Annotated in this window: 38 protein-coding genes; 8 read left to right on the top strand and 30 right to left on the bottom strand. The window is 69.9% G+C overall.

Annotated features, from left to right (window positions below; all coding sequences use genetic code 11):
• Positions 1-240 precede the first annotated feature (240 nt).
• The 28 genes from LUTJ29_RS17120 to LUTJ29_RS0110180 all read right to left on the bottom strand — a co-directional run bounded on the left by LUTJ29_RS17120 (position 241) and on the right by LUTJ29_RS0110180 (position 20,543).
• A complete protein-coding gene (locus tag LUTJ29_RS17120; protein WP_051322916.1) occupies positions 241-699 on the bottom strand; it encodes a hypothetical protein in 459 nt (152 codons plus the stop codon).
• Positions 700-710: 11 nt separating this feature from the next.
• Entirely contained in the window at positions 711-1,478 is a 768-nt protein-coding gene (locus LUTJ29_RS0110315; protein WP_027072439.1) for a hypothetical protein, read from the bottom strand.
• Positions 1,479-1,511: 33 nt separating this feature from the next.
• Entirely contained in the window at positions 1,512-1,946 is a 435-nt protein-coding gene (locus LUTJ29_RS0110310; protein ID WP_027072438.1) for a hypothetical protein, read from the bottom strand.
• Positions 1,939-2,340, bottom strand: a complete 402-nt coding sequence (locus LUTJ29_RS17115) for a hypothetical protein (RefSeq protein ID WP_051322914.1) — start codon at positions 2,338-2,340, stop codon at positions 1,939-1,941. Before LUTJ29_RS17115 ends, LUTJ29_RS0110310 begins: the two co-directional genes overlap by 8 nt.
• Positions 2,337-3,173 carry a hypothetical protein gene (locus tag LUTJ29_RS0110300; RefSeq protein ID WP_027072437.1) on the bottom strand — a complete coding sequence of 279 codons (837 nt, stop codon included), beginning with the start codon at positions 3,171-3,173 and terminating at the stop codon, positions 2,337-2,339. The genes LUTJ29_RS17115 and LUTJ29_RS0110300 overlap by 4 nt, the downstream gene beginning before the upstream one ends.
• Positions 3,170-3,361: a DUF1508 domain-containing protein gene (locus LUTJ29_RS0110295; RefSeq protein ID WP_043741023.1), complete on the bottom strand. Its 192-nt coding sequence runs from the start codon at positions 3,359-3,361 to the stop codon at positions 3,170-3,172. The genes LUTJ29_RS0110300 and LUTJ29_RS0110295 overlap by 4 nt, the downstream gene beginning before the upstream one ends.
• On the bottom strand, positions 3,358-3,657 hold the full coding sequence (locus LUTJ29_RS0110290; protein ID WP_027072435.1) for a hypothetical protein: 300 nt from the start codon (positions 3,655-3,657) through the stop codon (positions 3,358-3,360). The genes LUTJ29_RS0110295 and LUTJ29_RS0110290 overlap by 4 nt, the downstream gene beginning before the upstream one ends.
• A 1-nt stretch (position 3,658) precedes the next feature.
• Entirely contained in the window at positions 3,659-4,105 is a 447-nt protein-coding gene (locus LUTJ29_RS0110285; RefSeq protein WP_027072434.1) for a hypothetical protein, read from the bottom strand.
• A gap of 3 nt (positions 4,106-4,108) precedes the next feature.
• On the bottom strand, positions 4,109-4,468 hold the full coding sequence (locus LUTJ29_RS0110280) for a hypothetical protein (protein WP_027072433.1): 360 nt from the start codon (positions 4,466-4,468) through the stop codon (positions 4,109-4,111).
• Positions 4,469-4,477: 9 nt separating this feature from the next.
• Positions 4,478-4,999, bottom strand: coding sequence for a glycosyl hydrolase 108 family protein (locus LUTJ29_RS0110275; protein ID WP_027072432.1), 522 nt, complete (start codon positions 4,997-4,999; stop codon positions 4,478-4,480).
• On the bottom strand, positions 4,996-5,307 hold the full coding sequence (locus tag LUTJ29_RS0110270) for a hypothetical protein (protein ID WP_144774211.1): 312 nt from the start codon (positions 5,305-5,307) through the stop codon (positions 4,996-4,998). The genes LUTJ29_RS0110275 and LUTJ29_RS0110270 overlap by 4 nt, the downstream gene beginning before the upstream one ends.
• Before the next feature lie 67 nt (positions 5,308-5,374).
• Positions 5,375-5,734, bottom strand: a complete 360-nt coding sequence (locus tag LUTJ29_RS0110265; protein ID WP_043741022.1) for a capsid cement protein — start codon at positions 5,732-5,734, stop codon at positions 5,375-5,377.
• 88 nt (positions 5,735-5,822) lie between these two features.
• Entirely contained in the window at positions 5,823-8,135 is a 2,313-nt protein-coding gene (locus LUTJ29_RS18105) for a ClpP-like prohead protease/major capsid protein fusion protein (protein WP_051322913.1), read from the bottom strand.
• A complete protein-coding gene (locus LUTJ29_RS17100; protein ID WP_051322912.1) occupies positions 8,135-9,718 on the bottom strand; it encodes a phage portal protein in 1,584 nt (527 codons plus the stop codon). The genes LUTJ29_RS18105 and LUTJ29_RS17100 overlap by 1 nt, the downstream gene beginning before the upstream one ends.
• A 22-nt stretch (positions 9,719-9,740) precedes the next feature.
• Positions 9,741-9,965: a hypothetical protein gene (locus tag LUTJ29_RS17095; RefSeq protein ID WP_043741021.1), complete on the bottom strand. Its 225-nt coding sequence runs from the start codon at positions 9,963-9,965 to the stop codon at positions 9,741-9,743.
• Between the two features lie 56 nt (positions 9,966-10,021).
• Positions 10,022-10,591: a hypothetical protein gene (locus LUTJ29_RS0110240; RefSeq protein ID WP_027072429.1), complete on the bottom strand. Its 570-nt coding sequence runs from the start codon at positions 10,589-10,591 to the stop codon at positions 10,022-10,024.
• A complete protein-coding gene (locus LUTJ29_RS18100; protein ID WP_051322911.1) occupies positions 10,588-11,958 on the bottom strand; it encodes a glycosyltransferase family 2 protein in 1,371 nt (456 codons plus the stop codon). The genes LUTJ29_RS0110240 and LUTJ29_RS18100 overlap by 4 nt, the downstream gene beginning before the upstream one ends.
• Complete coding sequence (locus LUTJ29_RS0110230) at positions 11,955-12,575, bottom strand: galactosyltransferase-related protein (RefSeq protein ID WP_084524828.1); 621 nt, start codon at positions 12,573-12,575, stop codon at positions 11,955-11,957. Before LUTJ29_RS0110230 ends, LUTJ29_RS18100 begins: the two co-directional genes overlap by 4 nt.
• A complete protein-coding gene (locus LUTJ29_RS0110225) occupies positions 12,565-13,254 on the bottom strand; it encodes an NTP transferase domain-containing protein (RefSeq protein ID WP_027072427.1) in 690 nt (229 codons plus the stop codon). Before LUTJ29_RS0110225 ends, LUTJ29_RS0110230 begins: the two co-directional genes overlap by 11 nt.
• The gene (locus LUTJ29_RS0110220; RefSeq protein WP_027072426.1) at positions 13,254-13,586 is read right to left on the bottom strand and encodes a hypothetical protein; all 333 of its coding nucleotides are present in this window, start codon (positions 13,584-13,586) and stop codon (positions 13,254-13,256) included. Before LUTJ29_RS0110220 ends, LUTJ29_RS0110225 begins: the two co-directional genes overlap by 1 nt.
• 12 nt (positions 13,587-13,598) lie before the next feature.
• The gene (locus tag LUTJ29_RS17085; protein WP_156911564.1) at positions 13,599-15,527 is read right to left on the bottom strand and encodes a phage terminase large subunit family protein; all 1,929 of its coding nucleotides are present in this window, start codon (positions 15,525-15,527) and stop codon (positions 13,599-13,601) included.
• Positions 15,524-16,123, bottom strand: a complete 600-nt coding sequence (locus LUTJ29_RS0110210; RefSeq protein ID WP_027072425.1) for a hypothetical protein — start codon at positions 16,121-16,123, stop codon at positions 15,524-15,526. Before LUTJ29_RS0110210 ends, LUTJ29_RS17085 begins: the two co-directional genes overlap by 4 nt.
• 3 nt (positions 16,124-16,126) lie before the next feature.
• The gene (locus LUTJ29_RS0110205; protein ID WP_144774214.1) at positions 16,127-16,723 is read right to left on the bottom strand and encodes a hypothetical protein; all 597 of its coding nucleotides are present in this window, start codon (positions 16,721-16,723) and stop codon (positions 16,127-16,129) included.
• A gap of 313 nt (positions 16,724-17,036) precedes the next feature.
• Positions 17,037-19,370 carry a DUF5906 domain-containing protein gene (locus LUTJ29_RS17080; RefSeq protein ID WP_043741020.1) on the bottom strand — a complete coding sequence of 778 codons (2,334 nt, stop codon included), beginning with the start codon at positions 19,368-19,370 and terminating at the stop codon, positions 17,037-17,039.
• A gap of 183 nt (positions 19,371-19,553) precedes the next feature.
• Positions 19,554-19,721 carry a hypothetical protein gene (locus tag LUTJ29_RS18675; protein WP_156911563.1) on the bottom strand — a complete coding sequence of 56 codons (168 nt, stop codon included), beginning with the start codon at positions 19,719-19,721 and terminating at the stop codon, positions 19,554-19,556.
• Complete coding sequence (locus LUTJ29_RS18670; RefSeq protein ID WP_156911562.1) at positions 19,721-19,861, bottom strand: hypothetical protein; 141 nt, start codon at positions 19,859-19,861, stop codon at positions 19,721-19,723. The genes LUTJ29_RS18675 and LUTJ29_RS18670 overlap by 1 nt, the downstream gene beginning before the upstream one ends.
• Before the next feature lie 69 nt (positions 19,862-19,930).
• On the bottom strand, positions 19,931-20,155 hold the full coding sequence (locus LUTJ29_RS0110185; RefSeq protein WP_232221194.1) for a hypothetical protein: 225 nt from the start codon (positions 20,153-20,155) through the stop codon (positions 19,931-19,933).
• A gap of 4 nt (positions 20,156-20,159) precedes the next feature.
• A complete protein-coding gene (locus LUTJ29_RS0110180; protein WP_144774215.1) occupies positions 20,160-20,543 on the bottom strand; it encodes a hypothetical protein in 384 nt (127 codons plus the stop codon).
• 213 nt (positions 20,544-20,756) lie between these two features.
• Between LUTJ29_RS0110180 and LUTJ29_RS0110175 the strand changes: the two genes are divergently transcribed.
• Complete coding sequence (locus LUTJ29_RS0110175; protein ID WP_027072421.1) at positions 20,757-21,056, top strand: hypothetical protein; 300 nt, start codon at positions 20,757-20,759, stop codon at positions 21,054-21,056.
• A 20-nt stretch (positions 21,057-21,076) separates the two neighbouring features.
• Here the strand turns inward: LUTJ29_RS0110175 and LUTJ29_RS17070 are convergent, their stop codons facing one another.
• Positions 21,077-21,313, bottom strand: coding sequence for a helix-turn-helix transcriptional regulator (locus LUTJ29_RS17070; protein WP_084524827.1), 237 nt, complete (start codon positions 21,311-21,313; stop codon positions 21,077-21,079).
• 73 nt (positions 21,314-21,386) lie between these two features.
• On the opposite strand from LUTJ29_RS17070, the gene LUTJ29_RS18415 reads away from it, so the two are divergent.
• From LUTJ29_RS18415 to LUTJ29_RS0110155, 3 genes are read left to right on the top strand one after another with little or no spacing between them, the layout of a single operon-like run.
• On the top strand, positions 21,387-22,034 hold the full coding sequence (locus LUTJ29_RS18415; RefSeq protein WP_027072420.1) for an XRE family transcriptional regulator: 648 nt from the start codon (positions 21,387-21,389) through the stop codon (positions 22,032-22,034).
• A gap of 18 nt (positions 22,035-22,052) precedes the next feature.
• Positions 22,053-22,394 (top strand): hypothetical protein, encoded by a 342-nt coding sequence (locus LUTJ29_RS17065; protein ID WP_144774216.1) that lies wholly within the window; start codon positions 22,053-22,055, stop codon positions 22,392-22,394.
• On the top strand, positions 22,391-22,669 hold the full coding sequence (locus LUTJ29_RS0110155) for a hypothetical protein (protein WP_144774217.1): 279 nt from the start codon (positions 22,391-22,393) through the stop codon (positions 22,667-22,669). The genes LUTJ29_RS17065 and LUTJ29_RS0110155 overlap by 4 nt, the downstream gene beginning before the upstream one ends.
• On the opposite strand, the gene LUTJ29_RS0110150 is transcribed toward LUTJ29_RS0110155, so the two are convergent.
• Entirely contained in the window at positions 22,666-22,956 is a 291-nt protein-coding gene (locus tag LUTJ29_RS0110150; RefSeq protein WP_027072418.1) for a hypothetical protein, read from the bottom strand. The genes LUTJ29_RS0110155 and LUTJ29_RS0110150 overlap by 4 nt on opposite strands.
• Positions 22,957-23,166: 210 nt before the next feature.
• Between LUTJ29_RS0110150 and LUTJ29_RS0110145 the strand changes: the two genes are divergently transcribed.
• Genes LUTJ29_RS0110145 through LUTJ29_RS18655 form a run of 4 tightly spaced genes read left to right on the top strand, consistent with a single transcriptional unit; the run spans position 23,167 to position 24,101 of the window.
• Complete coding sequence (locus LUTJ29_RS0110145) at positions 23,167-23,424, top strand: hypothetical protein (RefSeq protein ID WP_027072417.1); 258 nt, start codon at positions 23,167-23,169, stop codon at positions 23,422-23,424.
• Positions 23,421-23,669 carry a hypothetical protein gene (locus LUTJ29_RS18665; RefSeq protein WP_027072416.1) on the top strand — a complete coding sequence of 83 codons (249 nt, stop codon included), beginning with the start codon at positions 23,421-23,423 and terminating at the stop codon, positions 23,667-23,669. Before LUTJ29_RS0110145 ends, LUTJ29_RS18665 begins: the two co-directional genes overlap by 4 nt.
• The gene (locus LUTJ29_RS18660) at positions 23,654-23,968 is read left to right on the top strand and encodes a hypothetical protein (protein WP_027072415.1); all 315 of its coding nucleotides are present in this window, start codon (positions 23,654-23,656) and stop codon (positions 23,966-23,968) included. Before LUTJ29_RS18665 ends, LUTJ29_RS18660 begins: the two co-directional genes overlap by 16 nt.
• Positions 23,961-24,101 (top strand): hypothetical protein, encoded by a 141-nt coding sequence (locus LUTJ29_RS18655; RefSeq protein WP_156911561.1) that lies wholly within the window; start codon positions 23,961-23,963, stop codon positions 24,099-24,101. Before LUTJ29_RS18660 ends, LUTJ29_RS18655 begins: the two co-directional genes overlap by 8 nt.
• The last annotated feature ends 1 nt before the right edge of the window (position 24,102 follow it).

Raw genomic sequence — 24,102 nt, 5'->3', positions numbered from 1 at the left:
GTCGTGAGGCACACCGCCATCTGGCCAGGGGAAGCCAGAAGCTGCTTTCGATGATGCGGTGGATCGCAGTACCGTTGCATCAGGCCGTCAACTTGCTCAGCAGGGCGGAAATGTCTTTCGATTCGTAGTGCGCCGCGGCGCGCTGGATGGTTAACTGGTCCGCCAGATCCATCCGGCGGGCCCGTTCACCGGCTTTCGCGAAGGCCCGCAGCTGCGCGAGCGTGTAGCCCTTGATGTCGCTCAGGCTGTGGCCGCGCTCGACGAGGGATTCGACGATGTCGGCCCATCCCCACTCCCCGACCGGTAGGCCGCGCCCGTCCACCCGCTCAGGAGCGGCGCGAGCGCCTGGCCGAAAAAATCGCGGTTGACCTCGTATACCGCGCGCGCCAACAGGGCGAACTCCGCCGCGTTGCCGCCCTCGATCCAGTCCACCGGCCGGCCGGTAAGCACCGCTGCCGCCTGCATCGCGGCCTCGCCGTGGTCACTGACCATGCGCAGCACCAGGTCGACGATGTCGCCACCGTCGCCACCAGTGCCGTCGAGGTCCGCGGCGAGCAGCTCGTCGATGATCGGGCGCGCCAGGCGCACCACCTTCGGAATCTGCCCGACGGTGAGCGGCCGGATCTCCAGCCGCTCACCGCGGTACACCACTTCGACAGGCGCCGGGTCGAGGATGTCCAGGTCGTTGGGCTTCGTCATGGTCCAGGGCCTCAGCTACCGCTGACGGCGTCCTCCTCCTGGTTCCAGTAGAAGTACTCGGAGTGGTCGGCCGATGTCTTCTTCGCCGAATCCTTGACCAGCGACTGGGTCACCGTGGCGGAGGCGTACTCGTCGCCCAGCAGCGACAGGCTTTCGAGCATGCCGCCGCTGACCTTGTGGGCGCGCACCTGGACGAGCTTGCCCGCGCCGGCCTCGTTGGCCGCCTGCAGGTGCAGCTCATAGAACTTCTGCGAGGTCACGCCGGCCTCGACGTGGCCGATGTCGGCGTGGTCGTAGTTGACCTCGATGTTGGGCGTCGCGCCGTCGCCGTTCGGGATGCTCGAGGTCGCGGGGATGAACACCATGCCGCGGTCGAGGAAGTAGTCCTCGTCCACGGTGTAGCTCGGCGAGCCGCTGGGCCCGGTGACCGAGTTGATCTTGGTGGCCGGGTACTTGAGCGGCACATAGCTGCCCTTGTAGGCGTGGTGCGCCTCGGCGGACACCGTCGCCGCGCTCACCGGCGTCGCCTTGCCGCGAGTGAACCGGGCGAGGTTGGCGGTGTTGATGTCGTGGAAGGTCAGGCTGAGCTGCCAGTCGGTGATGCGGTCGACGCGGTTCTGGATGCCGCCGCCCGGGTTCTGGTAGTCGGCCAGCTGCAGCGTGTTGACCTGCGGATTGATCGAGAACGCGGACGTGTTGCCGAGCTCCTCCCAGATGGCGTTGCTGTTCCACTCGCGGATCAGCACGATGCCGCTGCCCAGGTAGCTGTAGTCTTTCATGGTCCTATCTCCGGTAGTGCCGCGGGGCGGCGGTTATCGCTTGGGGATGTGTCCGGTGGCCGTCACCACCACCCCCGCCCATCCATCCGCCGCGGCGCCGTTGAGCGGCTCGGCGGACTGGTACTGGGGGAACTGGTAGCCGGTCGGAAACCTGGTGAGCTGGCCATCGAGGGCCCGCTCGATGTCGCTGAGCACCTGGTCGATGCGCTCCTGCGCGTCGTCGAGGGCGGCTGGCACCTTCGCCATGATCTGCAGCGTGGTGAGCCGGGACGTGCGCGCGAGGCCCGGGTCGGCCGGGCGATCCTGGCGCCCCCAGACCACGGTCACGAACTCGGCGTCGTCGGCCACCTTTGGGGCCGGCTCGCGGGTCACGTTCGCGCCGATGTCCGTGAGGAAGCCGTTGCTCGTGCGGATCTGCTGCAGGCACTCGACCACGGCCGTGAGGTAGGTGTCGCGGGGGCTAGGCATCGTCCACCCCCTTGACCCACCAGGCGCGCACGCTCTCGTCCGTGGCGACGCGCTGCGCCAGCTCGAATGTCTCGGCCTCGTTGCCGGCGTCGTCCAGCAGCGTCACGAGGCCCTGCCGCTCCGGCGACACCTCGGCGCCGAGGAAGGTGACGCGAATGCGCCCGACGTTGACCGGCGCGCCGTCGTCACCGAAGTCGGCGACATTGCGGTCCACCAGCACCGTGCACGGCTGCGGCTCCGGCAGCGGCGGCGCGTCCGGGTCCTCCGGGTCGTGCGCCGCGATCGCCTCGAGGGCAGCCGGCGACAGGTAGCGCGCGGCGTCGGCGAGGCCGGACGCGAGGAACCCCGCGAATGCCGCCGAGTCGAAGGACCGGAGAAACGCGGCCTGGCTCATCCGCGCCCCCGGAACTTGGCCGTCTCGACAGCCTTGCGCAGCTCGCGGTTGAAGTGGAACGGCATCAGCTTGTTCCACTCGCGCCGCGCGAGGTCGTAGATGTCGTAGCGCGGGCGGTACTGCGGTGCCTTCGTGAACACGAAGATGGATCGCACGGCGCTGCCGAACCCGGTGACGATGCGCTCGTACAGGCCGGGCAGCAGGCGCCCGCGGCGCTTGGACAGGGCGAAATAGTTGCCACCGCGCAGGCCCTGCTTCGCGTTGCGTCGCAGGCGGCGGCCCCGGCTGCGCTCGCTTTCGTTGGAGATGTACCCGGCTTCGCGGCCGGCCTGCAGCTGCGACAGGATCTGCCGCACCTGGCCGCTGCGCACGTTGCCGTGCTGGTCGAGCTGGGCGCCGCGGCCGGGCACGGCAAACATGCCGGCGGGCAGGATGCCCTTGGCCTGCAGCAGGCGCTCCATCCCCTTGTGCCGGCGCGCGCCGCCCTCGACCTGCGGCAGCAGGTACTTCGACGGCGGCGTGCCCTTGTGGGCCTCGTCGCGGATGTACACCTCGGCCGCCGCGTTGCCGGTTGCGCGGTGGGCCACGCCGCCCATGACGTCACGGCCGCCTCCGACGGCACCCGCCTTGCGGTACAGGATCGCGTTGACGGTGAACGGCGTCGGCCGGTCGAACACCTTGGCCGCCTGGCGCTTCCACGCCTCCCGGATGCCGAACGCGGTCTGGTTCACCGCCTGGCGCGCGGCGAACGGCAGCTGCTTCTGCTCCAGCTCGGTGAACTGGCGGTCGAAGATGCGGCCGGGGTCGACCTCGATGCGCAGCGGGACGCTCACGGCAGGCTCCCGATGAGCGCGCGCACGGCGCGGATGGCACGCAGGCAGCCCGCGCGCGAGGCGAAGGCCTCGTTGCTGGTGGCGACTACCTGGCCGTTGGCGGCGAACAACCGCCAGCGCCACTGGCCGCTGCGGTCCTGGTAGGGCTCGAAGCCGGGCCGCATGGGCCCGCGGCGGATGCGGCTCACGGCTCCACCTCCGTGCCCTGGATGGTGGCGATCTCCCGGAAGCGGGCGTTGGCGCGCTCGAGCGCGGCGCGGCGCTTGCGCGCGACGATCGGGCACTCGGCCAGGGACCCTTCGGCGACCGGCTCGGGCCGGGTGAGGTGCGCCGGCACCGGCACGTACACGTATCGCTCGACCACCTGCAGCTCGGGTTGGACCGCGGTGCGTGGATCCGGCAGGTCGCCGCGCACGTTCTGGCGGCCGTGCCCGCACCCGGCGAGCAGCGCGACGACGGCGATGGCGGCGGCGATCGCACGCATGTCAGTAGCCCTCCATCGCGGGGCAATGCGCCTGCACCGCGCGCCAGGCGGAGGCGCAATCCCCGATGCGCACCTGGTCGGCGTAGCGGGCCATCCAGACGTCGAGGGTGCGGGTGGCATCCGCCTCTGCGGCACGGGCGGCGGCCACGGCCTCCCGCCCCTCCTCGCCGAGCCGGGCCGCCTCGCCCCTCGCCTCATCCAGCAACCGGCGCAGCGTGCCGTTGACCGACTCGAAGGCGAAGTTGGCGGCCGAGAGCTCGTCGACGCGGACGCCGCGCGCCTCGGCTACCACCTTCCAGTGGTCGCGGTCGGCACCGACGTCGGCCACCTTGCCCTCCCACCACACGCCCTGCGCCCACAGGGCCACGCCAAGCGCGGCGATGGCCGCCAGCTGCAGGCCGTTGGCCCACAGCAGCGGCTTCACCGAGAGATTGGCGAGAAGGCCCATGGCTCAGGCGCCCGCCTGGTCCGTAGGATCGGGGATGGCCGGGAACTTGAAGCCCGGGAAACCCTGGCCTTTCATGCGCAGCAGGAAGAAGATGCCGCTCAGGACCTGCAGTGCCATGCCGGCGGACTCGACGGCGAGCAGGCTGCCGAACTGCGCCTGCAGCGGCTCCCAGATGCTCGCCAGCCAGGCGAGGAAGTCGACGATGAACTGGCCGAAGGCCGCGCCGAGCAGCGAGAGCCACACGGTGAAGCTGCGGAAGGCGACGTCGAGCGGCACCGCGCCCTTGCGGGTGAACTTGGCGTAGAACACCCACGCCGCCGCGAGGACGGTCAGGAGCATGACGGTGAAGATGAGCTTGGACATGGCGAGGCCTCAGTTGTCGGTGGCGGCGTAGCGGAGGTTGGTGGCGATGCGCCTCATCCATCCGGCGCCGTGGACCGCCCAGGTCGACAGGCGGGTCATGAATTCGATGCGCTGCGCGTTGAACAGCAGCACCAGGTCGTTGGGGTCCGCGGCGCGGATCGCGGCCAGCGTGACCGGGCCGAGGATTCCGTCGTCGGCGACGCCCACGGCGCGCTGCAGCCAGCGCGTGGCCTGCGGAATGCCGCTGTTGACGGCGCCGTCGAGCAGCTGGAAGCCGACGGCGGGCGGCAGGCGATCGCACTTGGCCGCTTCCCAGAAGTCGCGTCGGTAGATCTCGACCGCCTGGTCGCGGGTCAGGTTCTTGATGTCGAGCTGCGGGTAGGTGTTCGCCGCGATGCCGAACTTCGTCCCCTTGAGCTGCCCCACGCCCACGCGGCCGCCCGTCCAGTTGCCGGGGTCGCGGCGGTCGGCGGTATAGCCGCCCTCGTGCGAGAGCAGCCGGTCGATGAACTTGCGGAAGGGGTCGGTCATGGCGTGCGGGTGGCTTGCTCGAGTCGCTCGACGCGCTTCTCGAGCGCGTCGACCTTCTTCACGGCGATGAGGTCGAATCGGGTGTTGAGGTCGCGGACGTCGCTGGCGATGGACCCCACGGCGCGGCCGAGCTCGTCCTGCTTGGTGCGCGTGGCCTGCTGCTCGGCCTTGATCTCGCGCAGCTGCCAGGAGACCAGCCCGACGACGCTGGTGAACACGAACGGCATCAAGATCACCATCGTCTTCACCGCCACCTTCGCGAGCTTGTTCTCGACCGCGTCCTCGGCATGCATGTCCTTTCCGCTCATCGCCCCTGTCCGATCCGATGGAAACCTGCTGCGCCGGGCTCCCCCGGCGCAGCGCATGCAGTGGCCGTCAGCCGCCGCCCTGCACCGTGCCGGCGCCCGGGGTCAGCTTGACCAGGACCGTCTCGGCGTCGGACCCGGCCGTCTCCAGGACCACGCCGAAGCCGACGATGTCGCCGGCACCGGCGCCGGTGCCGATCACCTTGCTGTCGCTGATGTCCCAGATGGCCGGGGCGCCCTGGGTGAGGGCCCCGCCGGTGGCCTTGGGCAGTTCGAAGACGCCCTCGATCTGCACGGCGCCCTGCGCGCCGTTGGCGATGTCGGCGATGGCCACGCCGACCAGGATGCCGGCGACGACCACGGCGCCGCTGGCGATGTCGCTGCCGGCCGTGTAGCGGATGGTGCCGCCCTGCTGCTTGAAGTTGTTCATGGTGCTTGCTCCGGGGTGGAATCGATTCGGGTGCGGCGTGACCGCGAGGCCGGGGCCTGGGGCGCGGCGGCACCGCGCCCCACGGCCGTCAGCTGCCGGCGCTGCCGGCGTTCATGAACAGGCCGCGGTGGTCGATGGCCGCGGCGCCGAACACGTGGCGGCACTTCACCTCGAGCCCGTCGACCTCGAAGCCCCAGCGGCTCTCGGTGAACACGCCCTCGTTGCCCTCGAGGTAGGCGTACTCGATGGTGTCGATCAGGCCAGGGGCGGCCGCCAGGTAGTAGGCGATCGTGCTCGAGGCGTGCAGGCGCGGCTCGCTGATCGCGGTCAGCGACGGACCGAAGACGTTCTTGTCCTCGGTCCTGGCCGGCACGAAGTTGCCGGTGGTCAGCTGCAGCGCCGCCTTCTCCAGGCCGGGCGGCACGATCAGGAACTGCGGGGTGACGGTGATGTACCGGCCCTCGAGGCCCTTCTGCAGCGCCATCATCTGCCGCGCCTCGGCGATCGGGTCGAGCGCCGCGTCGGCGTCCAGGGCCGCCTGCAGCGCGGTCGGCGTGCCGACGTTGCCGTGGGCGGCGCTGAACAGGTCCTCGTTGTCCGACATCTTCGGGTTGCCGGTGAGGATGCCGTAGACGATGTCGGACTCCTTCGCGGCGGCGCTGGCGCCGAACGCGGTCGGGATGCGGGTCAGCGCCGACAGGTCGTCGTTGACGATGGCCTCCCAGGTCAGCGCCACGATGCGGCCGTACTTGCGGACGCGGTACTTCTCGCCGCCGTCGGTCATCGCCGCGTAGCCGTACTCCTCGCCCTCCAGCACTTCCTTGAGGTCCGGGGCGCCGGAGATCTGGGCGCGGGTCACTTCCTTGAAGTCCGGCAGCGTGGCGCGGCGGCAGAACGGCAGGAAGGTGCGCGGGGTCTCGTTGTAGGCGTCGCGCAGGGTCTTGGTGACCACGTTCTCCAGGATCACCGGGAAGTCGCTGGTGGACTGCAGGGCGCGCACCGCGATCTCGCGGCGGCTCATGCCGCGCGTGCGCATGCCGGTGCGCTCCACGCAGTCGCGGGCCATGTCGAGCAGCGAGAAGCCCAGGAACTGCCGCGTACGCTCGTCGTGGCCGTTGGCCGACGGGTTGATGCGGTGCATCAGCGCGCCGATGGCGCCCTGGCGGTAGGTCTGGCCCTCCTGCAGCTCGCCGGCTTCGGCACGCATGGCACCAGCCGTGGGCGTGGCCGGGTTCACCTTGCCCAGGAAGTCGAGCAGGCGCTGGCCTGCCGCCTCGGCGGTGACGTCGGTGTCGTCCTCGCACTCGCGCTGGAGCGCGGCCAGCGCGCCCTGGTCGAGGTCGGAGCGGGCCGCGAACGGCGCGAACTGGTTGCGGATGGCCTCGCGGCGGGCCTTGTCGGCCTGCAGGACAGCCTTCGGGTCGATCTGGGACATGGCATTTTCCTCGGAGTTGCTGGTTCCGGCGGCCGCCGGCAGGTGTTGCGCGCCGGAGGCCGGCGGCGGATTGAGTTCGGCGAGGGCGTCGGCGACCGCCTCGCGGACGGCGCTGGCGTCGACGGCCACGGCGAGCGTGGCCGTGCGGGCAGCCGGTGCGGCCGGCGCCTTGCGCGGCGCACCGCGCAGCGCGGCCGTCACGACCATGCCGGCGTAGCGCGCCGGCGCACCGCGGGCGCTGATGCGATCCAGCAGCTGCGCAGCGAAGGCACGCGCGAGCTCGTCGGGCTCGTCGTTGCCTGCGTCGTCGGAGCTGACCGCGTCGGCGAAGCCCTCGGCGACGGCTTCCTCGCCGGTGTAGTAGTGGTCGTCGCCATCCTGCAGAAGCGAGAGGATGTCCTCGCGGCTCTTGCCGGACTTGCGCACGTAGGCGTCGGCCATCGCCTCGGAGAAGGTGTCCAGCACGTCGGCGTACTGGCGCATCTCCTTGGCGTTGCCCATGCAGCCGCCCCAGGGCGCGTGGATCATCAGGATCGAGGTCGGGGGCATGGACACGGTGTCGCCGGCCATCGCGATCAGCGAGGCGCTGGACATGGCGACCCCGTCGATCGTGACCGCCTTGGTCGCCGGGTGGCGCTTGAGCGCGTTGTAGATGGCCAGGCCGTCGGCCACGCTGCCGCCGTAGCTGTTGATCCGGACGTTGATCGTGGACACCGACTTGTCCAGGGCGTTGAGCTGTTCCGCCACCGACTGCGCGGTGACGGACTCGCCCCACCAGCTGTCGCCGATGTCGCCGTAGATCAGCAGTTCGTACGCGCTGCCATCGGCGGCCACCGGGCGCAGGGCCATCTGCGGTTCGATGTGCGGACGGCCGGTCTTGTCGCGGGGCGCCGCCTGCGGCGCGAGGGTGGTGGCGGCCAGGGACGCGGCGAGGGCGGCGGACAGGGCGTGGCGCTTCGGCATCATCAGCTGAGGTCTCCGGTGGTGCGCACCAGGCGCATGCGCGCCTGCCGCTCCTCGCGGCGGCGCTGGTCGTTGTCTTCGGTGTTCTGGTCGTCGCCCTCGGCGGGCGGCGCGGCGGCCGCGTTGCCGGCGTCCAGCGGGATGCCGAGCTCGCCGGCCAACTTCCGCTCGCGCGCGATCTCCTCGAACTTGTCCTGCACCCGGCCGCCGCGCTCGGCGATGATGGCCGTGCGGGACTCGACGCCCAGCTCGCACAGCTCGCGCATGCCGCGCGCCTCGCGCTGCGGGTCGATCCACGGCATCTTCGGGCCACGGAACATGGCCTGGGCCACGGTCTCGGGGTTCACCTCCGCGGGCACGCGCACGCGACCGCTGGCGATCGCCATGCGCACGAAGTTCTCCCAGACGGGGCGCACGAAGCGGGCCACGAAGGTGGCCGTCATCATCCGGTAGCCGTCGTAGGCCTCGACCAGCTCCTGGCGCTGGGCGCTGTAGGTACCGTCGTAGTCGCCGGCCATGGACGAGTAGCTCAGGCCGAGGCAGCGCGAGGCCGCGCGCAGCATGGCCATGCGGAAGCGCTCCAGCCCCGAGTTGGGCCGGTTCGCATTGATCATGGCGATCTCTTCGCCAGGGAGGGTCTCGGTGAAGATCGCGCCGGCCTCGAGGGTGAAGTCGCGGTCGTCGTCCTGCGGGCTGAAGTTCGCGTCCGGCGTCCAGCCGGTCATGTCCTTGTCGCGCTTGATGTACCAGGCCATGCGCGCGGCGATGCGGGCCGCGATGCGCTCGCTCTCCTCGTAGTCCTTGATGTCGAGCAGGCGGTCGATGGCGGGTGCGAAGAGGCTGATGCCGCGCAGGCCGGACAGGCGGCGACGCACCGCAACATGCAGCATGCGCTCGGCCGGGACGCGCTTGAGCTCGGCTGACGTGAACACGGCGCCGGTGCCGGGGTGCTGCTTCCAGCACCAGAAGGCCAGCGGCTGGCCCCACTCATTGCGCTCGATGCCGGCGAGGATCCTGCGGCCCTCGTCGTTGTACTCGTTCGGGACGACGTCCGACTCGAGCAGCTCCAGCGACAGCGGCACCTTGCTGGCGTGTCGGATGTAGGCGCTGTTGCCCTCCACCAGCTGGGCGAAGAACTCGCCATCGCGCAACCAGGACCTGCACGCCAGTTCCTGCGCCTGCACCCAGTCGAGCGTGCGGGTGACCTCCGGGGCCTTGCTCCACTCGCGAAAGGCGTTGAGCAGGTCGCGCGCGAAGTCGTCGTGGATGTCGTCGTAGTTGTCGCCCCGCGTGCCGACGCGCGGGGTCGGCTCGATGCTGATGCCGGCGGGGCCGACGATGTTGCGGGTGAGCGCGCTGAGGGCGCCGTCGACCAGATCGTGGTTGCGCTCGAGGTCGCGGACGGTGGCCCGGACGGTGGCCGCGTCGCGCGCGACCAGCCGCTCGCCGGTGCTGTTGTCGCGGCTCTTCTTGCGGCGCTTCGTGCTGCGGCCGCCCTCGTAGGTGGCCAGCACCATGCGGGCGAACATGCGCTGGGCCGCGACCCGCGGCGCGAACACGGCGATGCCGCGATCGAGCGCGTTCATGCGGACGGCGGTAGCGGGCTTGTCAGCCACGGCAGAACACCGCCGTCCGGTAGCGCAGGCTGCTGCGCGAGGAGCTCCCGGCGGATTCGGCGGCCAGTTCGGCCTTGAGCTCGGCGATCGCCTTCCGGATCTCCGAGAGCTCGGCCTCCTGGCGGCGGCGGACGTCGTACTGGACGCTGAAACCCGCAGTCAGGATGCGGGCCTCAGCCTCCAGATAGCGGTCCAGACGCGCTTGGGTGCTCGACATGGACACCCAAGGTAGGAGCCCGCTTTTCCACTGTCATGGAGAGCAGTGGAAAAATTTCAGCCTGGCGGCAGGCGCCAGGCGCGGCGAGGCTCCGTCCGGGGCTGGCGGTCGAAGTGGCGCTCGACCGGCGGCCCGTCCGCGTGGTCCACGAGGGAGGGCACGGTGTAGACGACCGGCCGGCCCCACACGCCCCCGATACTGAGATCGACCTGGTAGCCGGTGGGCTCGGCCAGCAGCCGGTGCAGTCCGCCCGGGGGGACCGAGTAGCAGACCCCGTGGATCAGGGTGTCGAGCACGATGTGGTCGTCGCAGTCGGCCAGCAGCCGCTGGATGCGCGCCTGGTACTGCGGCGGCCGGCCGGTGCCGAGGTAGAAGCTCACCAGCTCCTCCGGCCACCGGGCGAGCACGGCCGCGGCGCGCTCGCGAAAGAACGACACCGGCAGCGCGTCGTCTTCCATGATGACCACGCGCTCGTCCTGGTCGGCGGCCCAGCGCAGGGCCCGGCGATGGTTCCACCACGCGCCCCTGCCCTCCTCGTCCATGAGCAGCTGCGCCTCGAGGGACTCGGCCAAGGCCTCGGCCTGCTGGCGTCGGGCGTGGTGGGCGACGACGACGACGCGGGTCACACGGGCACCCGATCGCGGATCCAGGCGATGTCCTCGGGGGTGCGCGCCGCCGCGTACCTGCCCCAGCGCCGGAGGTTGCCGACGTAGTGCGGCTCGTGCCGGCTCGCCGGCCGGCCTGGCGAATGCCACAGGTGCCAGGCCGGCCCGGGCACGCGCAGCGGCGCTCCGGCGATCAGTTCGACCGAGCGCCAGAAGGCATTGTCCTCGCAGCCCCAGCCGATGAAGCCCTCGTCGAAGCCGCCCACCGCATCCCAGACCCGGCGCGGGACCACCAGCATGGTGGACTGGACGGTGGTCGGGTCCTGCTGCTCGGTACGCACCTTCTCCGTCGCCCAGCCGTCCTCCAGGGACAGGGCGCGTTCCTCGAGCAGCCGGCGCGTGGTGGGCGCGGCCAGCTCGCACACCTGGTCGAACGCGGCGACCATGCGACCGGTGCGACGGGCCAGCGCGATCGCGTCGCGCAGCTGCAGGCGGCCGACCCAGCTGTCGCTGTCGGCGATGACTGCCAGCTCCCAGTCGCCGGCAGCGGCCGCGGCGGCGTTCACCGCGGCCGATCGGTTGAACGGCCCCTCCTCGTGCGCGCCCTCGACCACGGTGAACCCCGGCATCGCGTCCCAGTAGAGCTGGCGGACGTGGCGCCAGAGCGCGTCGCGCTCGCCGTGGTCGGCGCGGCGCGGCACCAGCACCGGGATGGGCCTCCGGAACGGCGCATAGACCGCCAGGGCCGAGGCGTCGACGTTGCGCCACTGCTGGTGCTCGCGGTAGTCCACGGACGAGATACCGGCCTCATCCTGGTCGCGGCAGTGCAGCGCCGGCGCGCGGACGTCGGCGTACGGCCAGCGCGTGAGGCCGGCGGCGAAGATCCGGTCGGACCAATTGCCGTGCTCGGCGCCGTGCTTGCCGAACGCGGTATGCAGGCCCCCGACCACCCGCAGCACGCCTCGGCGCACGTAGAGCATGCAGCCGCGCGGCTTGTCGAAGGCACGGTGGTGGGGGTCACCGCCGACCTCGTCGATCGCCCAGTGCCCGGGCGACGACGCGAACTGGTACATGAGGTGGGGCTGGTCGCTCTCCACGTACGGCAGCCACCAGCCGGGCGCGGTGGGCCACGTATCGTCGTCGAACAGGAAGAAGTCGTTGGCCCGGGTCTCGCAGAGCAGCTCGAGGCACTTGTTCTTCGCGGCGGCGATGCCCTGGTTCGAGTCGAAGCGGTACAGCGTGACACGCTCGGGCACGGCGACGGGCTCGGTGGACCCGTCGTCGACGACGACGATCGGAGCGTCCGCCGGCGCCAGCGCCAGGATCCGCCGCAGCGTGGCCTCGAACATGGCGCGGCGGTTGAAGGTGGTGATGGCGATGCCGATCATGCGCGGCGGCCCTCCAGGTACTCCCGCAGGCGGCCGCTGGCCGCGGCGGCGCGGTACTCCTGCAGCAGCGCGTGACCCGGGTTCCGGTCGCTCCAGTCGCGGTCTTCGGCGTGGTCGTACGCGTAGACGCAGCCGCGCAGCTGGATCACGCCATGCAGCTCGCGGGCGACCAGGAGGAAGGCATCGTCCTCGAAGCCCCACCCGGTGAAGCGTTCGTCCTGCCCTCCGAGCGCGCGGTAGGCGGCGCGATTGATGGCGAACATGCCGCCGGGCGAGTCGTTCTTGCCCCACTTCACGCGGGAGTGACTGAGGTCGCCGGCCTCGACGCAGATGTAGTCGCGGAACGGGAAGACCATCGCATGTTGCGCCAGGACCACCGCGCGGTGGACGGTCTCGATGTCCGCCGGCACGGTGTCGGCGTCGGCGACGATCACCTCGTTCGTGGTCGCGAGCTCGACTGCCGCGTTGCGCGACGCTGCACGGTTGAACCGGGCATGCCCGGAGTCGCCGGTCACGACGCGGAACCCGTTGGACTCCCACCACGTGCGCACCGTCTCGAAGATGCGCACGCGCTCGGGCGTGGTGCCGCGCCAGGGAATGCAGACGTCACAGGACATGGAACTGCCCTCCCATCACCATCCGGCGGGCCCACTCGTCGAAGTCCTGCGGGTAGTCGAAGTCCTCGGTCCAGTCGTCGATCCACACGCCGTGCCCCGCGAACTCGCCCGGCATCGAAAGGTCGGCACCGGTGAGCGATGCGTAGAACTCCCAGCCGCCGATGCGATGCAGCTTGCGCGTGCGGTACTGCCGGATCAGCTCGTCCCCCGCCCCCTCGAACCGCCGGTGAACCTCGCCGCGCAGGCGGAACGCGAACGGCTCCGCCCACTTTGCGCCCGTGATCGCCGAGGGGCCGAACCGCGCGAACAGCAGGAAGCCGTCGTCGGGCGTCGTGGACAGGATGGTGGCGATGGCGTCGCGGGTATAGAACGCGTCGCCGTAGAGCAGCACCGTCTCGCCCTGCCAGTTCCAGTAGCGGCGCGAGCTGAGGAACTTGTCCGCGTCGAAGCGCGCGGGGTCGAGGTCCGCTTCCACGGTCACCGCGCCCGGCACCAGGTAGCGGTCGAGGTCCTCCGGCCGGGCGACGATGACGATGTCCAGGCCTGGGCGCGCTTCCCGCAGCAGGCGCACGGTGCGGTGCAGGACCGGCTCGCCGCCGACCGGGACCAGGTGCTTCGGCACGCCGAGGTAGTTGCCCCAGCGCGAGGCCTCGCCGGCGGCCAGGATGATGGCGCGCATCAGCCGCCCCCCCTCTGCTGGCGGCGTTTACGGCGAGACTTTGCCGGCAGGATTTCGTAGGCGTAGCTCTGGCTGATGTTGAAGTCCCGCATAAGCGTCTCGATCGTTGCCCCTTTCCGCCACGCCTCAATGACGGCTTCCCTGTCCACCTTCCGCTTCGCTTTGAACAGCACGCGGGTACCGGCCAGCACGTCGAGCTGGATCCGGCAGAGGGAGTCCGCCAGTTGCAGCGACTGGTACGGCGGCAGCCCGCGGATGGTGTCCTGGATCTGCTTGTTGAACTGGTCCCGGAGCTGATCAACCAGCTCATCCGCGTTCGCGTCTTTGGCCATAACGGTCTCCAGTCAGTCGGGGTCCACGACGGCGCCGCGGCGGCGCGGTCGTGTTCCACGGGAATCATTCGCGGGCCGGGCGGCGACGGCCTGCGTGGGCGGTGTTTCACGGGAATCATTGGCGGCGGGCCGGCGGATGGTCGCCAGCACCTGCGCCTCGCGCGCGTCCCAGTTCGCGCGGGTCCAGCGGTTCATCCGCAGCTCGGGGTGCAGCGCCGCGGCGTAGGCGTAGACCCACGTGTCCAGCGGCTCGTTGCGCGGCGTGCCGCGGATCTTCTCGAAGCGGTTCTTGCGCGGGTTGTAGGTCTCCGAGACCAGGCCGCCGAAGTAGTCGGGGCTCAGCTCGTCGCTGAACCGGATCTTCCGCTCCTCGGCCGGCTTGTCCGCGTCCGTGGACAGCAGCGAGAAGAGGTGGTGCTTGATGGCGACGGTGCCGACCTGGTACGCATGCACGCCGCGCTTGTCGACCTGCCCCCGCCAGTTGATGTCGTGGAGCCGCGGCTTGCCCAGCGGGGGCGCGTTGTTCGCCGTGGCGCCGAAGACGGCGATGTGCCGGCGCACGCGCTTCGACCGCACGAACGCCTTCACGGCCTCGGTGCGGTGGCCGCCCATATCCTGGGCCGATGCGTCGAGCCGCAGGAGCGCACCGTCCTGCCGCTCGATGGGCGCATTGAGCAGCGCGGTCAGCGCGGTCCAGACCTCGTCGTCCGCGGGGTCGCCGGGCAGCTCGATGTAGTCGATCGGCCAGCAGGTCATGCCGCGGCCCCAGCCCACGATCTGCACCGGCAGGCGGTTGTCCTGCGTGTCGACGCCGGCGGTGACGGCCAACACCCAGTTGGGCACCGGCCGCAGCGGCAACGGCTCCGTTCGTTCGGCGATGATGTTGAACTTGACCGCGCGCATCGCCGGGTCTTCCCACGGCTCGGCGAGACGGTCGTTGATGAAAGTCTTGAGGCGGGCCGGGTCGCCCTGGGCGTCGCGCCACATGCGCACCAGCTCCACCCAGCGCGGGCCGAGGCCGATCGGGTAGTAGAGCGCGTTGGCGTGGTAGCCGCGGATGGCGGCGCCGGGGTTCTCGGGCACCCAGCGGCCGGCGGCGATCAGGGCGGTCTTCTGGTGCTCCTCGATCACCGCGCCGCACTCGCGGCAGGCATACCAGGCATGCGAGCCGTCCGGTGTCCACTGCACCCCGCTCCAGTCCAGTGGCTGTTCGTGCCCGCAATCAGGGCACGGCACGTAGTAGCGGCGCTGGTCCGACTTCTCGTACAGCTCACTGATGCGGCACTGGCCGACGATTTCGGGCGTGCCCACCTTGAGCCGCTTGTACTTGGACTGGAAGGCGGTGGTGCGGCCGTCGAGCAGCTCGCCCGGGTCGTCGCCGGTCTTGAGCGCGGTGGCGAAGCTGGAGAACTCGTCCGCCAGCACCAGGCCCGCGCTGGTCTGCTTGAGGCGCACCGGGTTGCCCGCGTGCTCGATGTAGAGCTGGCCCCCCTGGAAGTCCTTGAAGCTGCGCCGGTTGGACGCCTCGCGGCTCGACAGGCTGGTCATCACCGCCTGCACCGCGGGCGTCTCCTCGATCAGCGGGTTGAGCTTCTGGTCGATCCACTTGTTCATGGACACTTCGGCCGGAAGCGCCACGATGATCGGCATCGGGTTCTCGCACATGGTGTAGCCGAGGACGTTGGCCTCGAGCTCCGACTTGCCGAATTGGATTGGCAGCCGCGCGACCACGTCACGCACCGGGCTGCGCGCACTGAAGCAGTCCATGATCTCGACCAGTAGCGGGTTGCGCTCGTTGCGCCACGGCCCCGGCTCCTGGCTGCCCTTGCTCGACAGCACGCGGTAGCGCGCCGCCCACTCGCTCACGCGCATGGGCTTGCGCGGCGCGATCGCCCTCGCGACGGTCTGGAAGATGATGGGCTGGGCGGCCAGGTACGTCATGCGCCCCCGATCTGCCGGAACTTCCGGCTCAGCTCCTCGAGCGCCTGCTCGATGCCGGTGGCGAGGATCAGCCGGCAGCGTTCTTCCGCCGTCTCCGCGGCCAGGCTCGCGGACAGCGTGGTCGGCAGGTTCTCCAGGTTGGTGCGGAGGGTGGTGATCACGTCGGCGATCGTGGCAACGACGTCCTCGCGCTGGAGCAGCTCGCCGAGCTCGCGCTGCTCGTCGCGCAGGGCCTTGCGGAGAAGGGCCTCCTCGCGCTCGGCGGCGGCGCGGGCTCGGCGCAGGGCCAAGGGATCGCTCGGCGCGACGCCCCGTTCGTCCTCGCCGCCCTCGACATCGACAGCCGCGTCCCGCTCCGGCGCCTCGATCACCGTGGCGCCGGCGCCACGGGCGGCGGCGTGCCTGGCCGCGACGGCGGCCTTCGCCGGGTCTCGGGTGTCCTCGATCAGGCGCAGGCTCTCGGCGACGCGTACGCGGCGGCCGTCCTCGGTCAGCACCAGGCGGCCGGCCTTGCGCAGCTCGGTCACGTAGCTGGCCTTCCAGCCGTAGCGCGTGGCGAACTCGCGGAAGCCGAGGGTTTCCGGGGCGGTCGACATCTGTCAGTTCATCCGCAACCCGGCCGCCGCGAACAGCTCGCAGCTGCTGCGCACCTGGTCGGCCAGCCACTCTGACTCCAGGACACCGCGCGGCGCCTCGATCCCGAAGCACAGCACGCTTTTCGGGTGGCTGCGCACTCCCGCCTCGCGCAGGCCCTTGCGCGCCGTACGGAAGGAGTAGCTGTGGTCCAGTTCGTAGACGAAGCGCTTGAGTGGGGCCGCCCGCTTCCCTGAGCGCGAGCACCAGGCGGTGTAAGCGCCATACCAGGCCGTGGTGAGCCCCGGCATGGGCTTCAGCGGTGCCAGTTCGCCGGCCAACAGGGCTTCCATGAACTCGGCGACGCTGGAGGCCCGCCCGGTGATCGTGACCGGCTCGTGGGCCGGCGCCAGCTCTTCCAGTTCCGCTGCGATACCCAGCTCTGAGATCCAGTCGAAGCCAAGCTGCCGGACGACGAAATCGTTCGCGACCCGGAGCGCCTGAGCAGGCGCGATGCGAGACGCCCGGGCCGTGCGCAGGGCGGCATTGAACATGCGCTGCGCGGCGACTGCCAGGTCGGCCTTCATGTACGGATCGCTGCAGCGCTGATGTGGACCGGTCATCTTCCTCTCCTTTTTCTGGTCTAGGACAGTGGAAATCGCGCGCGCGACGGCAACGAGCCGCGTGCAACGCCTGGTGCAACGGGAACGCGAAGCGCGGAATGGCGCAGGTACGGGCCTGCAACGCCTGCAACGCCTGCAACGCGATGCCCTACGCGCGCGCATATGCGCGCGCGGGCGCTCTGGGGGCGCGGCGTCTCGCGCACACACGTGAGGCCGATTTGCCGTTGCACGCGTTGCAACGGCGTGGTTACGCCATTTCTGGCGTTGCACAAGGCGTCGCTGCAACGGCAAATTGGCGTTGCATGGACGCCGGTCACAGCTGCGTCCCTCGGAAGTCCTTCACCATGGTGGTGAACGACTCGATCTGCGCACCTAGCCACTCCTGCCTGGACTGTCCTTCCGGGGGCTCAAGGCCGAAGGTGATCATCCGCTGCGCCTTCATCCCCTGCCCAGCCGTGTACCGCTCGGGCTTGGAGTCGATCCCGCGGCGGCGGCGCAGGGCGTCGACGAAACGCTTCAGGCTCGCCGGCTTGACCCCTACCCGCGTGCACCAGATCTTGTAGCAGTCGTACCAAGTAGCGCTGAAACCGGGGACCGGACGCAGGTACTCGATGTCGCTGCGGTAGAGCGCATCGACGAACTCGACCGGGCTATCCTGCGCCAGGTCGATGAGCTCGCGCTTGGCCTCCGTCTCCGGCGGCGGCGTGCCCGGGTTGAAGTCGCCCAGGTCGAGGTGGAGCAGGTACTCGTGCAGCGCCGCCGCCCCACCCTCTTCGATCTCGCGCAGCAGCGCGGCGTAGAACTCGGGCGGCTTCTTCGGCGGCGTCCAGATGATGCAGTGCCGGCGGTCGTCTTCCTCGAGCACGACCGGCATGGACTCGTTGGACAGGAAGACCAGGTTGACGTGGTTCGCTTCGTCGTAGGCAGCGATGTGCTTCGGGTTGATCCGGATCCACGTGCCGGTGATCAACGTCTTGAGCTTGTTCTTGACCTCGAATCTGTGCGCCTGCGCGACCACTTCGTCCGCGATCAGGAACAGCTTCCGGCTGGCCCAGTCGTTGTGCTTGTCGGTGAGCGCGTCCTGGTCGAGGATCCGGCCGTACTTGCCGTAGATCGCCATCACCGTCTCGAAGAACAGGTTCTTGCCGGTGCCCTGCGGGCCATGCACGACGATGGTGGTCTTCATCTTCGCGCCGGGGTGCTGGATCGGGTACGCGACCCACTTGAGCACCCAGTCGTAGAGCTCGCGGCTGTTGCGCTCGCCGCTGCACATGTACTGCAGCAGCTCGAGCAGCAGGTCGCACTTGCCCTTCCTCGGCATGGTGGGCCAGCCGCCCCAAAGGTTGCAGGTGATCCTGGGGTCGCTTTCCGCCGGATCGAAGCCGACCTCGTCCATGCGGACGATCGCGCGGTCGGGATGCTCCATCCAGGACCTGAACAGGTCAGAGCGGATGGTCACGCGCCGGACGTCCTGCTCCGCCACCAGCGCGTGCTCATCCCGATCGAACACGCCGCCGTTGCTGCCGTACACCGTGGCATACCGCTCGAGCAGCGTGTCGAGGTCCTGGATCACGCGCAGGCGATCGCCCCCCTCCCCGGCTGCGGAGGAAGAGACCGCGCGCAATTGCGGTGGGTCCCAGCGCAATTCCGAGAGGCGGGCACGGACCTGCGCACCCACCGCGGCGACGCCTTCCAGCGCGTGGAGGTCGTTGAAGTCGGTCAGCTTGTGCCCGTTCGCGGCGTACCGCGCTTGGCGCGCGGCCTCGTCGGCGAACTTCGGCGCGAGCCAGGCTCCGCTCACAGCCATGGCGGCCGCGCTCGCGGCGGTCACGCCGGGATTGCCGTCGGTGAAGCAGTCGTCGTCGGCGCAGACGAGGATCCGCGCCTGCTTGTAGCGGCGGCGCAGCGCCTCGGCGACAGGGAGCAGGTTGCCGGCGTCGAAGGCCACCGCCACCGGGAAGCCGGTCGCTTCGTACAGCGACGCGGCCGTGGCATACCCCTCCGCGACCAGGACGATCCAGTGCGGCTGGTGACCGAGCAGGTGGAAGTGGCCCTTCTTCGCCACGCCCACCGGCCAGAACTCCTTTGCCGGTCGCCGCCCCTCCTTAGCCTGGGCGGCGGTGCGCAGGAACTGCAGGCCGTGGATCTTGCCGACCGTGTCGACCAGCGGCAGCACGGCTGTGCCGTGCTTCGTGAACTTGAGACCGTGGGCGCCGACGCCCTTCGCCTTGAGGTAGGGCGACTCGCCCTCGGGCAGCAGCTTCGCCCAGACCTTCGCCGCGGTGGCCGCGGCTCGCGCCGCTTCCCGGGCGCGCTCGCGCTCGATTCGCTTGCGGTCCTCGGCCAGGCGGCGCTTGAGCGCGGCCGTCTGCTCGGCGGTGAGCGGGTCACGCTTCGACAGCTCCACCTTCCGGCTGTTCGGGTCGTTCCCGCGCCAGATGCCGAAGCTGCCGACGATGATGAAGTCGCCAGGGTTCGAGGTGGACGGGAGCTCGTGCAGGCGATACCACCCGCGCTTCTCCCGGCCGCCATTTTCGACCAGGCAGCGGACGGTGCGCCCGGTGCCGACCTCGAGCCCCCCGCGAGGGAGGATCAGGCCTGCCTCGGTGAGCTGGCGGACGACGTCGTCGTAGTTCGAGGCGGCCATTTCAGTAACCCGCGACCTCGCTAACTACCCTCTGCGCGGGGTCCGAATTACCCTCGTGCGGGGGCCGCCAGGAGGACCCGCGACCGGCCCCATCGATCGAGCCTTCCGATCGACGCAGCTCAGTAACCCGCGGAACCGCGGGCCGACTTCCACCCGCCAAGGGGTGCGGGGATCGCGCAGCCATCACGCGCGCGGAGTCCGCCGTTGACGACGGCGCGCAGTGAGCGCCGCTGCGCGATGCTTCAGCAGCACTGGGATGATCTCGCTCATGTAGGCGATCTCGCGGTTGAGGTCGCCACCTGGCATCGCCTGGTAGTCGGCGACCAGCTGCTTGAAGGACCGCCGGCGCATCACGTGCCGCTCAGCCTCAACACTCCCTGCCGCCGCCGATGCGACTCCGTCTCGAGCCGCAGACGCTCGCGCTCGGCCATGGCCTCGTCCGCCGACATCGCCGGCGGCGGAGCCGCCAGCGCGCCGAGCACCTGGTCCATGGCGCGGCGCGTCGCCGCGTTCGGCGGTCGATGCGTCACCCGTTGGTGGCATCGTCTCGTGAACATTGGTCACCGTCCCCTCCCGGGTGCGAACTGGGCCGCGCGAATGTCTTCCTCGCGCTGGCAGTCGGAACACAGGCGTGCGCCCAGCAATCGCCTCGCCTCCTCGATCGGCTCTCGGCAGTCGAGAACCTCGCAATGGGTCAGCCCTTCCGGCCGCTCGCGCACGGTGGCGCGGTGGCGGCGCAGCGCGTCCTCGACGCGCGCGTCGACGTCGGCCTGCACGGCGTCCATGGCGTCAGGCATCGTTGGCCACTCCCGCCTGCAGCACGCGGCGCAGGGCCGCCACTTCCTCCCGCAGCAGACGGTTCTGGCGCTCCACCTCGGTCTCCTGGTGGCGCAGGCTGTGCAGGTCGTAGTTGCGCTGGTGCAGCATCCACAGCAGCGGCGCGTCGTTGCCGCAGGTGGTCATCAGCCGGTCCAGCTTGGGCCACACGATGCCCTCGGTGCCGGACATCCAGCGCGAGAACTGGGCCTTGTCCACCTCCAGCTCCAGCTGCAGCGTCTTGTCGAGGGCGTACCCGCCGGCCTTGGCGCACAGGGCGATCGCGTCGCCCAGCGTCTTCTCCCGCACCACCTCTTCCGGCCGCAGCGGCAGCGGCATCGCCAGCTGGCTACTCATCGCCGCTCAACCGAGTTGAGTGGAGTTGAGAGACTCCCACCGGCCAAAATTTTTTCATGGACACAGTCACTTGCAGCGACACGACGCTTCCCCCCCTGTGGGAAATCCAGGACGGCCGGCGCACGCGCGTGGCCGCCGTCTTCTTCCGGATGGCGCCCGCCCCCGATGTAGGCTGGCAGGCGCTTGAACCCCAACCCGACACCGGAGGCGGACATGGCACAACCCGACTTGCCGACCAGCCAGCTGCTGGCCGCGAAGACCTTGGCGATGGAGGTGGCGCTGCTGGCACTTCTGCGCGAGCAGCGCGACAACCAGCCGTTCTGGGAGAGCCTGGACAAGCTCATGCAGGCCGTCCTCTGCCTGGACCACCTGGGAGCTCACCCCAACCCAGACATTGCAGCGATGGCCGAGTCGGCCCAAGACTTCCTGGACTCGTGGCGCTCGATCGCCGGTACCAACCCGAACGGTCCAGCGCCTCCCGGATCCGGTCCTTTCCTTCCCGGATCAGGTTGATCACCACCTGCTCGCCGCCCTCAGCCATTGCCCGTGCCCTCGCCCTCGGTTGGGGCGGTGTCGTCGTTGGCTGCGGGCTGCACGATCCGCTGGTGGATCTCGTGCAGGCGGACAGCGGCCATGCCGCTGGGGGCCTTGGTGCGGCCCTGCTTGATGTCGCTGACGGCCTGGGGCGATAGCCCGATGGCCTTGCCCAGCTCGGTCAGGGACCAGCCCTGCCCCTCCAGATCGCAAACGATGGTGGCCCATATGCTCATGCCCAGCATCCTACGGATATCCGTTGATCATTGTCAACGGCCCTCCGTTACGGGTTCCCGTTTCAATTCCTCCATGGACGGGAAGACCATCGGACAACGGGTTCGTGAGGAACGAGAGTCGTACGGGTGGAGCCGCGCTCAGCTGGCGGCGCGCGCCGGCATGTCGCCTACTGCGATAAGCGACCTCGAGCTCGGCTATACCAAGAAGGGGCAGTCCCTTCACTCCCTAGCCAAGGCGCTACACCGTCGCGTCGAGTGGCTAGAGACGGGCAAAGGACCGAAAGAACCGGACACCGATGGCAACTGGGCGGACATAACCGCCTACGGCCAGCAAGTTGCCGCCGGCGACGGCATGACGCCGGAGGAGTACGCCGAGACCCACAGCCTGAAGTTCAAGGCGAGCAGCCTGCGCCGGAAGGGGCTCTTCGCCCGCAAGCTGAGCATCTTCTACGCCAGCGGCGACAGCATGGAGCCGCGCATTCACCATGGCGACGCCCTGCTGTTCGATACCGATGACACCAAGCCCCGGGATGGCGGCATCTACGTGGTGCGCCACCACGGCGGCTTCTACGTGAAGCGGCTGCACCAGTACGGCGATCAATGGTTCCTGGTGAGCGACAACACCAGCGACCCGAAGTGGCGCAAGCCCGTGCCGATCGAGTTCGACCAAGATTTCGAAGTGATCGGGCGGGTGCGCTGGATTGGCAGTTGGGAAGACTGACACGAAAGGGAGAAGGGGATGCGCTGGACAGGAGTTCTGCTGCTCGGGGTGTGCATGGCCGCAAGCGCCGCGGACGACGAGGCAGCGATTGCGGAAGCGAAATCAGCCGTGGAACGCCAACTGCGAGACCCCGGCAGCGCGCAGTACCGGGACGTGTTCGTCCGCCCCGGCAAGCAGGGCGTCATCGTCTGCGGCGAAGTGAACGCGAAAAACGCCTACGGCGGCTACGTTGGCTTCAAGCCCTTCATGGTGGCGGGCACCTCCGTCATGCTGGCCAGCGACACGGACAAAGGCATTGAAGAGCTGCGGCTCGAGCTGGTGAACCACGTGTGCCGCCAGAGCCCGGAGGCGTCGCCATGAGCATGGTCGTGCACTTCGTCCGCCACAACGGCAGCACCACGGTGCGGGAGCACGCGCTCGACGGGCCAGTTCCGCGCGCGGGCGAGTTTGTCGAAGTGCCGGCCGCCCTGCGCGACGAGATGGAGGGCCACGAGTATGCCGTGGTGACCCAGGTGCGCTACAGGATCCGCGCCGGCCAGCTCACCGCCCACGTCGAGGCGGTCGCGTCCCACGACAGCACCGAGGAACGCCGCCGCACCCTGGAAGAGTGCGGCTGGCTCCCCGAGAACGGTTAGAGGTACATCTCCACAGCCATCGCCTGCTGCAGCGCTTCGGCCTGGCGCGCGAGCGCTTCGATGCGGGCAATGGCGGGGTGACCGTGGAGCCCTGCACGGTGCATGGCCCGGCTGGCAGCCCATGCGTCCATCGCGGCATTGCGCAAGGCGCGATGTACCGCTGCCAGCGCTTCCGGGGTGATGGCCACGGCGGCCAGGCCCTCGGCCTTGGCTGCCGACAGCCGGGCTTCGGCCTGCTCGCGGCAGCGCTGGTGGCGGGCCCCGGGGTGAAGTTCGTTCGTCTCCATGGTGGCTTCTCGAAGGCGCGCGGGATGGCGCGGGGGCCATCCTAGCAGATAGTTACGGATTCCCGTTGACACGGGATACGGATGCCCGTAAGGTTGCACTCGTCCCGGCACCCGCCGGGGCGGCGACCGGCAGGTCGCACGCCGGCCTCCCCACCGGCGAAGGGCCTCCTCCCAGCGACCTGCCGGCCGCCTCCTACCCAGGAGGCGTCCATGTACAACCCGCTGTCCAACCCCGACATCCTGCTCGGCCTCATCTGGGGCCTGGTTATCGGCGGCATGTCCGTCGCCGCCCTGGTCACCGCCGGCCATCGCGCCGCCATCCGGCGCATCGAGACCGAGCGCGAGCTCCTCCGCGAACGTGCCCAGGCCGCCCGCCAGGCGGCCGCTTGGCGGCGCGCCGGCGCCGCCAACGACGAGCGGACCCACCAGCGCAGTGCGCGGGCGGAACTGCGCGGAGGCCCGCGGTGAGCTCCCAGGGCCCAAGCGCCCTCGTCATCAACCTCGCCCGCGTCCGCCACGCCGTCTGGATGTCGGACTTCATGGGCATGCCCGAAACCCGTCGAGACGTCGTGCGCCGCATGGTGTCCGACGCGCGCGACGACCAGCAGCGCGAACACCTGGCCGCGCAGTACGACCAGCGCGTGCGCGCCTACGTCTCCGCCTACAACGCGCTCCCCCGAGCGCCAGGAGGTGCCCCATGTTCCCCCCGCTGACCACCGACGAGGTCGTGGCGCTGCGCGAGTGCGTAAGGTCGCAGCGGCAACACCTCAACGGAATCTCCGATTTCCTCAGCCGCGAGGCCCCGAATGGCTCCAATGCGCGGGCCCTCATCACCGTCGGCGACAAGCAACGCCGGCTCGACGCAATCGACTTCCGGCTGCGTGAGGAGTACGCGCGGCTCACTGGCATGCCGGTGATCGAGCACGGCAACGCCGACATCGCGGACTGCAGTTCCCCGTCCTGGCCCACAGCGCGGGAGGACGACGCGAGGGAGGCGAGCAGCCGTGGATGACCGCCGCCGCAACCCCGACTTCAACCACATTCTCGCCGCGCGCGACACGGCCGCCTGCGCGCTCCGCGTCGCCTTCCTGGTCGGCGGCGTCGCTGGCTGGCTCTTCATCTGGCACATCTTCACCGGAGGCTGAC

This window comes from Luteimonas sp. J29 (assembly GCF_000472505.1).
GTDB lineage: Bacteria > Pseudomonadota > Gammaproteobacteria > Xanthomonadales > Xanthomonadaceae > Luteimonas.
Note: the sequence above shows the minus strand (reverse complement) of the source record. Positions and strands in the feature narration are given on the sequence as shown.

What these genes read in the sequence shown, in the direction of transcription:
- LUTJ29_RS17120 (WP_051322916.1), bottom strand. Translation starts at nt 699, where the DNA reads ATGACGAAGCCCAACGACCTGGACATCCTCGACCCGGCGCCTGTCGAA.
- LUTJ29_RS0110315 (WP_027072439.1), bottom strand. Translation starts at nt 1,478, where the DNA reads ATGAAAGACTACAGCTACCTGGGCAGCGGCATCGTGCTGATCCGCGAG.
- LUTJ29_RS0110310 (WP_027072438.1), bottom strand. Translation starts at nt 1,946, where the DNA reads ATGCCTAGCCCCCGCGACACCTACCTCACGGCCGTGGTCGAGTGCCTG.
- LUTJ29_RS17115 (WP_051322914.1), bottom strand. Translation starts at nt 2,340, where the DNA reads ATGAGCCAGGCCGCGTTTCTCCGGTCCTTCGACTCGGCGGCATTCGCG.
- LUTJ29_RS0110290 (WP_027072435.1), bottom strand. Translation starts at nt 3,657, where the DNA reads ATGCGTGCGATCGCCGCCGCCATCGCCGTCGTCGCGCTGCTCGCCGGG.
- LUTJ29_RS0110285 (WP_027072434.1), bottom strand. Translation starts at nt 4,105, where the DNA reads ATGGGCCTTCTCGCCAATCTCTCGGTGAAGCCGCTGCTGTGGGCCAAC.
- LUTJ29_RS0110280 (WP_027072433.1), bottom strand. Translation starts at nt 4,468, where the DNA reads ATGTCCAAGCTCATCTTCACCGTCATGCTCCTGACCGTCCTCGCGGCG.
- LUTJ29_RS0110275 (WP_027072432.1), bottom strand. Translation starts at nt 4,999, where the DNA reads ATGACCGACCCCTTCCGCAAGTTCATCGACCGGCTGCTCTCGCACGAG.
- LUTJ29_RS0110270 (WP_144774211.1), bottom strand. Translation starts at nt 5,307, where the DNA reads ATGAGCGGAAAGGACATGCATGCCGAGGACGCGGTCGAGAACAAGCTC.
- LUTJ29_RS0110265 (WP_043741022.1), bottom strand. Translation starts at nt 5,734, where the DNA reads ATGAACAACTTCAAGCAGCAGGGCGGCACCATCCGCTACACGGCCGGC.
- LUTJ29_RS18105 (WP_051322913.1), bottom strand. Translation starts at nt 8,135, where the DNA reads ATGATGCCGAAGCGCCACGCCCTGTCCGCCGCCCTCGCCGCGTCCCTG.
- LUTJ29_RS17100 (WP_051322912.1), bottom strand. Translation starts at nt 9,718, where the DNA reads ATGAACGCGCTCGATCGCGGCATCGCCGTGTTCGCGCCGCGGGTCGCG.
- LUTJ29_RS17095 (WP_043741021.1), bottom strand. Translation starts at nt 9,965, where the DNA reads ATGTCGAGCACCCAAGCGCGTCTGGACCGCTATCTGGAGGCTGAGGCC.
- LUTJ29_RS18100 (WP_051322911.1), bottom strand. Translation starts at nt 11,958, where the DNA reads ATGATCGGCATCGCCATCACCACCTTCAACCGCCGCGCCATGTTCGAG.
- LUTJ29_RS0110230 (WP_084524828.1), bottom strand. Translation starts at nt 12,575, where the DNA reads ATGTCCTGTGACGTCTGCATTCCCTGGCGCGGCACCACGCCCGAGCGC.
- LUTJ29_RS0110225 (WP_027072427.1), bottom strand. Translation starts at nt 13,254, where the DNA reads ATGCGCGCCATCATCCTGGCCGCCGGCGAGGCCTCGCGCTGGGGCAAC.
- LUTJ29_RS0110220 (WP_027072426.1), bottom strand. Translation starts at nt 13,586, where the DNA reads ATGGCCAAAGACGCGAACGCGGATGAGCTGGTTGATCAGCTCCGGGAC.
- LUTJ29_RS17085 (WP_156911564.1), bottom strand. Translation starts at nt 15,527, where the DNA reads ATGACGTACCTGGCCGCCCAGCCCATCATCTTCCAGACCGTCGCGAGG.
- LUTJ29_RS0110210 (WP_027072425.1), bottom strand. Translation starts at nt 16,123, where the DNA reads ATGTCGACCGCCCCGGAAACCCTCGGCTTCCGCGAGTTCGCCACGCGC.
- LUTJ29_RS0110205 (WP_144774214.1), bottom strand. Translation starts at nt 16,723, where the DNA reads ATGACCGGTCCACATCAGCGCTGCAGCGATCCGTACATGAAGGCCGAC.
- LUTJ29_RS17080 (WP_043741020.1), bottom strand. Translation starts at nt 19,370, where the DNA reads ATGGCCGCCTCGAACTACGACGACGTCGTCCGCCAGCTCACCGAGGCA.
- LUTJ29_RS18675 (WP_156911563.1), bottom strand. Translation starts at nt 19,721, where the DNA reads ATGCGCCGGCGGTCCTTCAAGCAGCTGGTCGCCGACTACCAGGCGATG.
- LUTJ29_RS18670 (WP_156911562.1), bottom strand. Translation starts at nt 19,861, where the DNA reads ATGGACCAGGTGCTCGGCGCGCTGGCGGCTCCGCCGCCGGCGATGTCG.
- LUTJ29_RS0110185 (WP_232221194.1), bottom strand. Translation starts at nt 20,155, where the DNA reads ATGGACGCCGTGCAGGCCGACGTCGACGCGCGCGTCGAGGACGCGCTG.
- LUTJ29_RS0110180 (WP_144774215.1), bottom strand. Translation starts at nt 20,543, where the DNA reads ATGAGTAGCCAGCTGGCGATGCCGCTGCCGCTGCGGCCGGAAGAGGTG.
- LUTJ29_RS0110175 (WP_027072421.1), top strand. Translation starts at nt 20,757, where the DNA reads ATGGCACAACCCGACTTGCCGACCAGCCAGCTGCTGGCCGCGAAGACC.
- LUTJ29_RS17070 (WP_084524827.1), bottom strand. Translation starts at nt 21,313, where the DNA reads ATGAGCATATGGGCCACCATCGTTTGCGATCTGGAGGGGCAGGGCTGG.
- LUTJ29_RS18415 (WP_027072420.1), top strand. Translation starts at nt 21,387, where the DNA reads ATGGACGGGAAGACCATCGGACAACGGGTTCGTGAGGAACGAGAGTCG.
- LUTJ29_RS17065 (WP_144774216.1), top strand. Translation starts at nt 22,053, where the DNA reads ATGCGCTGGACAGGAGTTCTGCTGCTCGGGGTGTGCATGGCCGCAAGC.
- LUTJ29_RS0110155 (WP_144774217.1), top strand. Translation starts at nt 22,391, where the DNA reads ATGAGCATGGTCGTGCACTTCGTCCGCCACAACGGCAGCACCACGGTG.
- LUTJ29_RS0110150 (WP_027072418.1), bottom strand. Translation starts at nt 22,956, where the DNA reads ATGGAGACGAACGAACTTCACCCCGGGGCCCGCCACCAGCGCTGCCGC.
- LUTJ29_RS0110145 (WP_027072417.1), top strand. Translation starts at nt 23,167, where the DNA reads ATGTACAACCCGCTGTCCAACCCCGACATCCTGCTCGGCCTCATCTGG.
- LUTJ29_RS18660 (WP_027072415.1), top strand. Translation starts at nt 23,654, where the DNA reads ATGTTCCCCCCGCTGACCACCGACGAGGTCGTGGCGCTGCGCGAGTGC.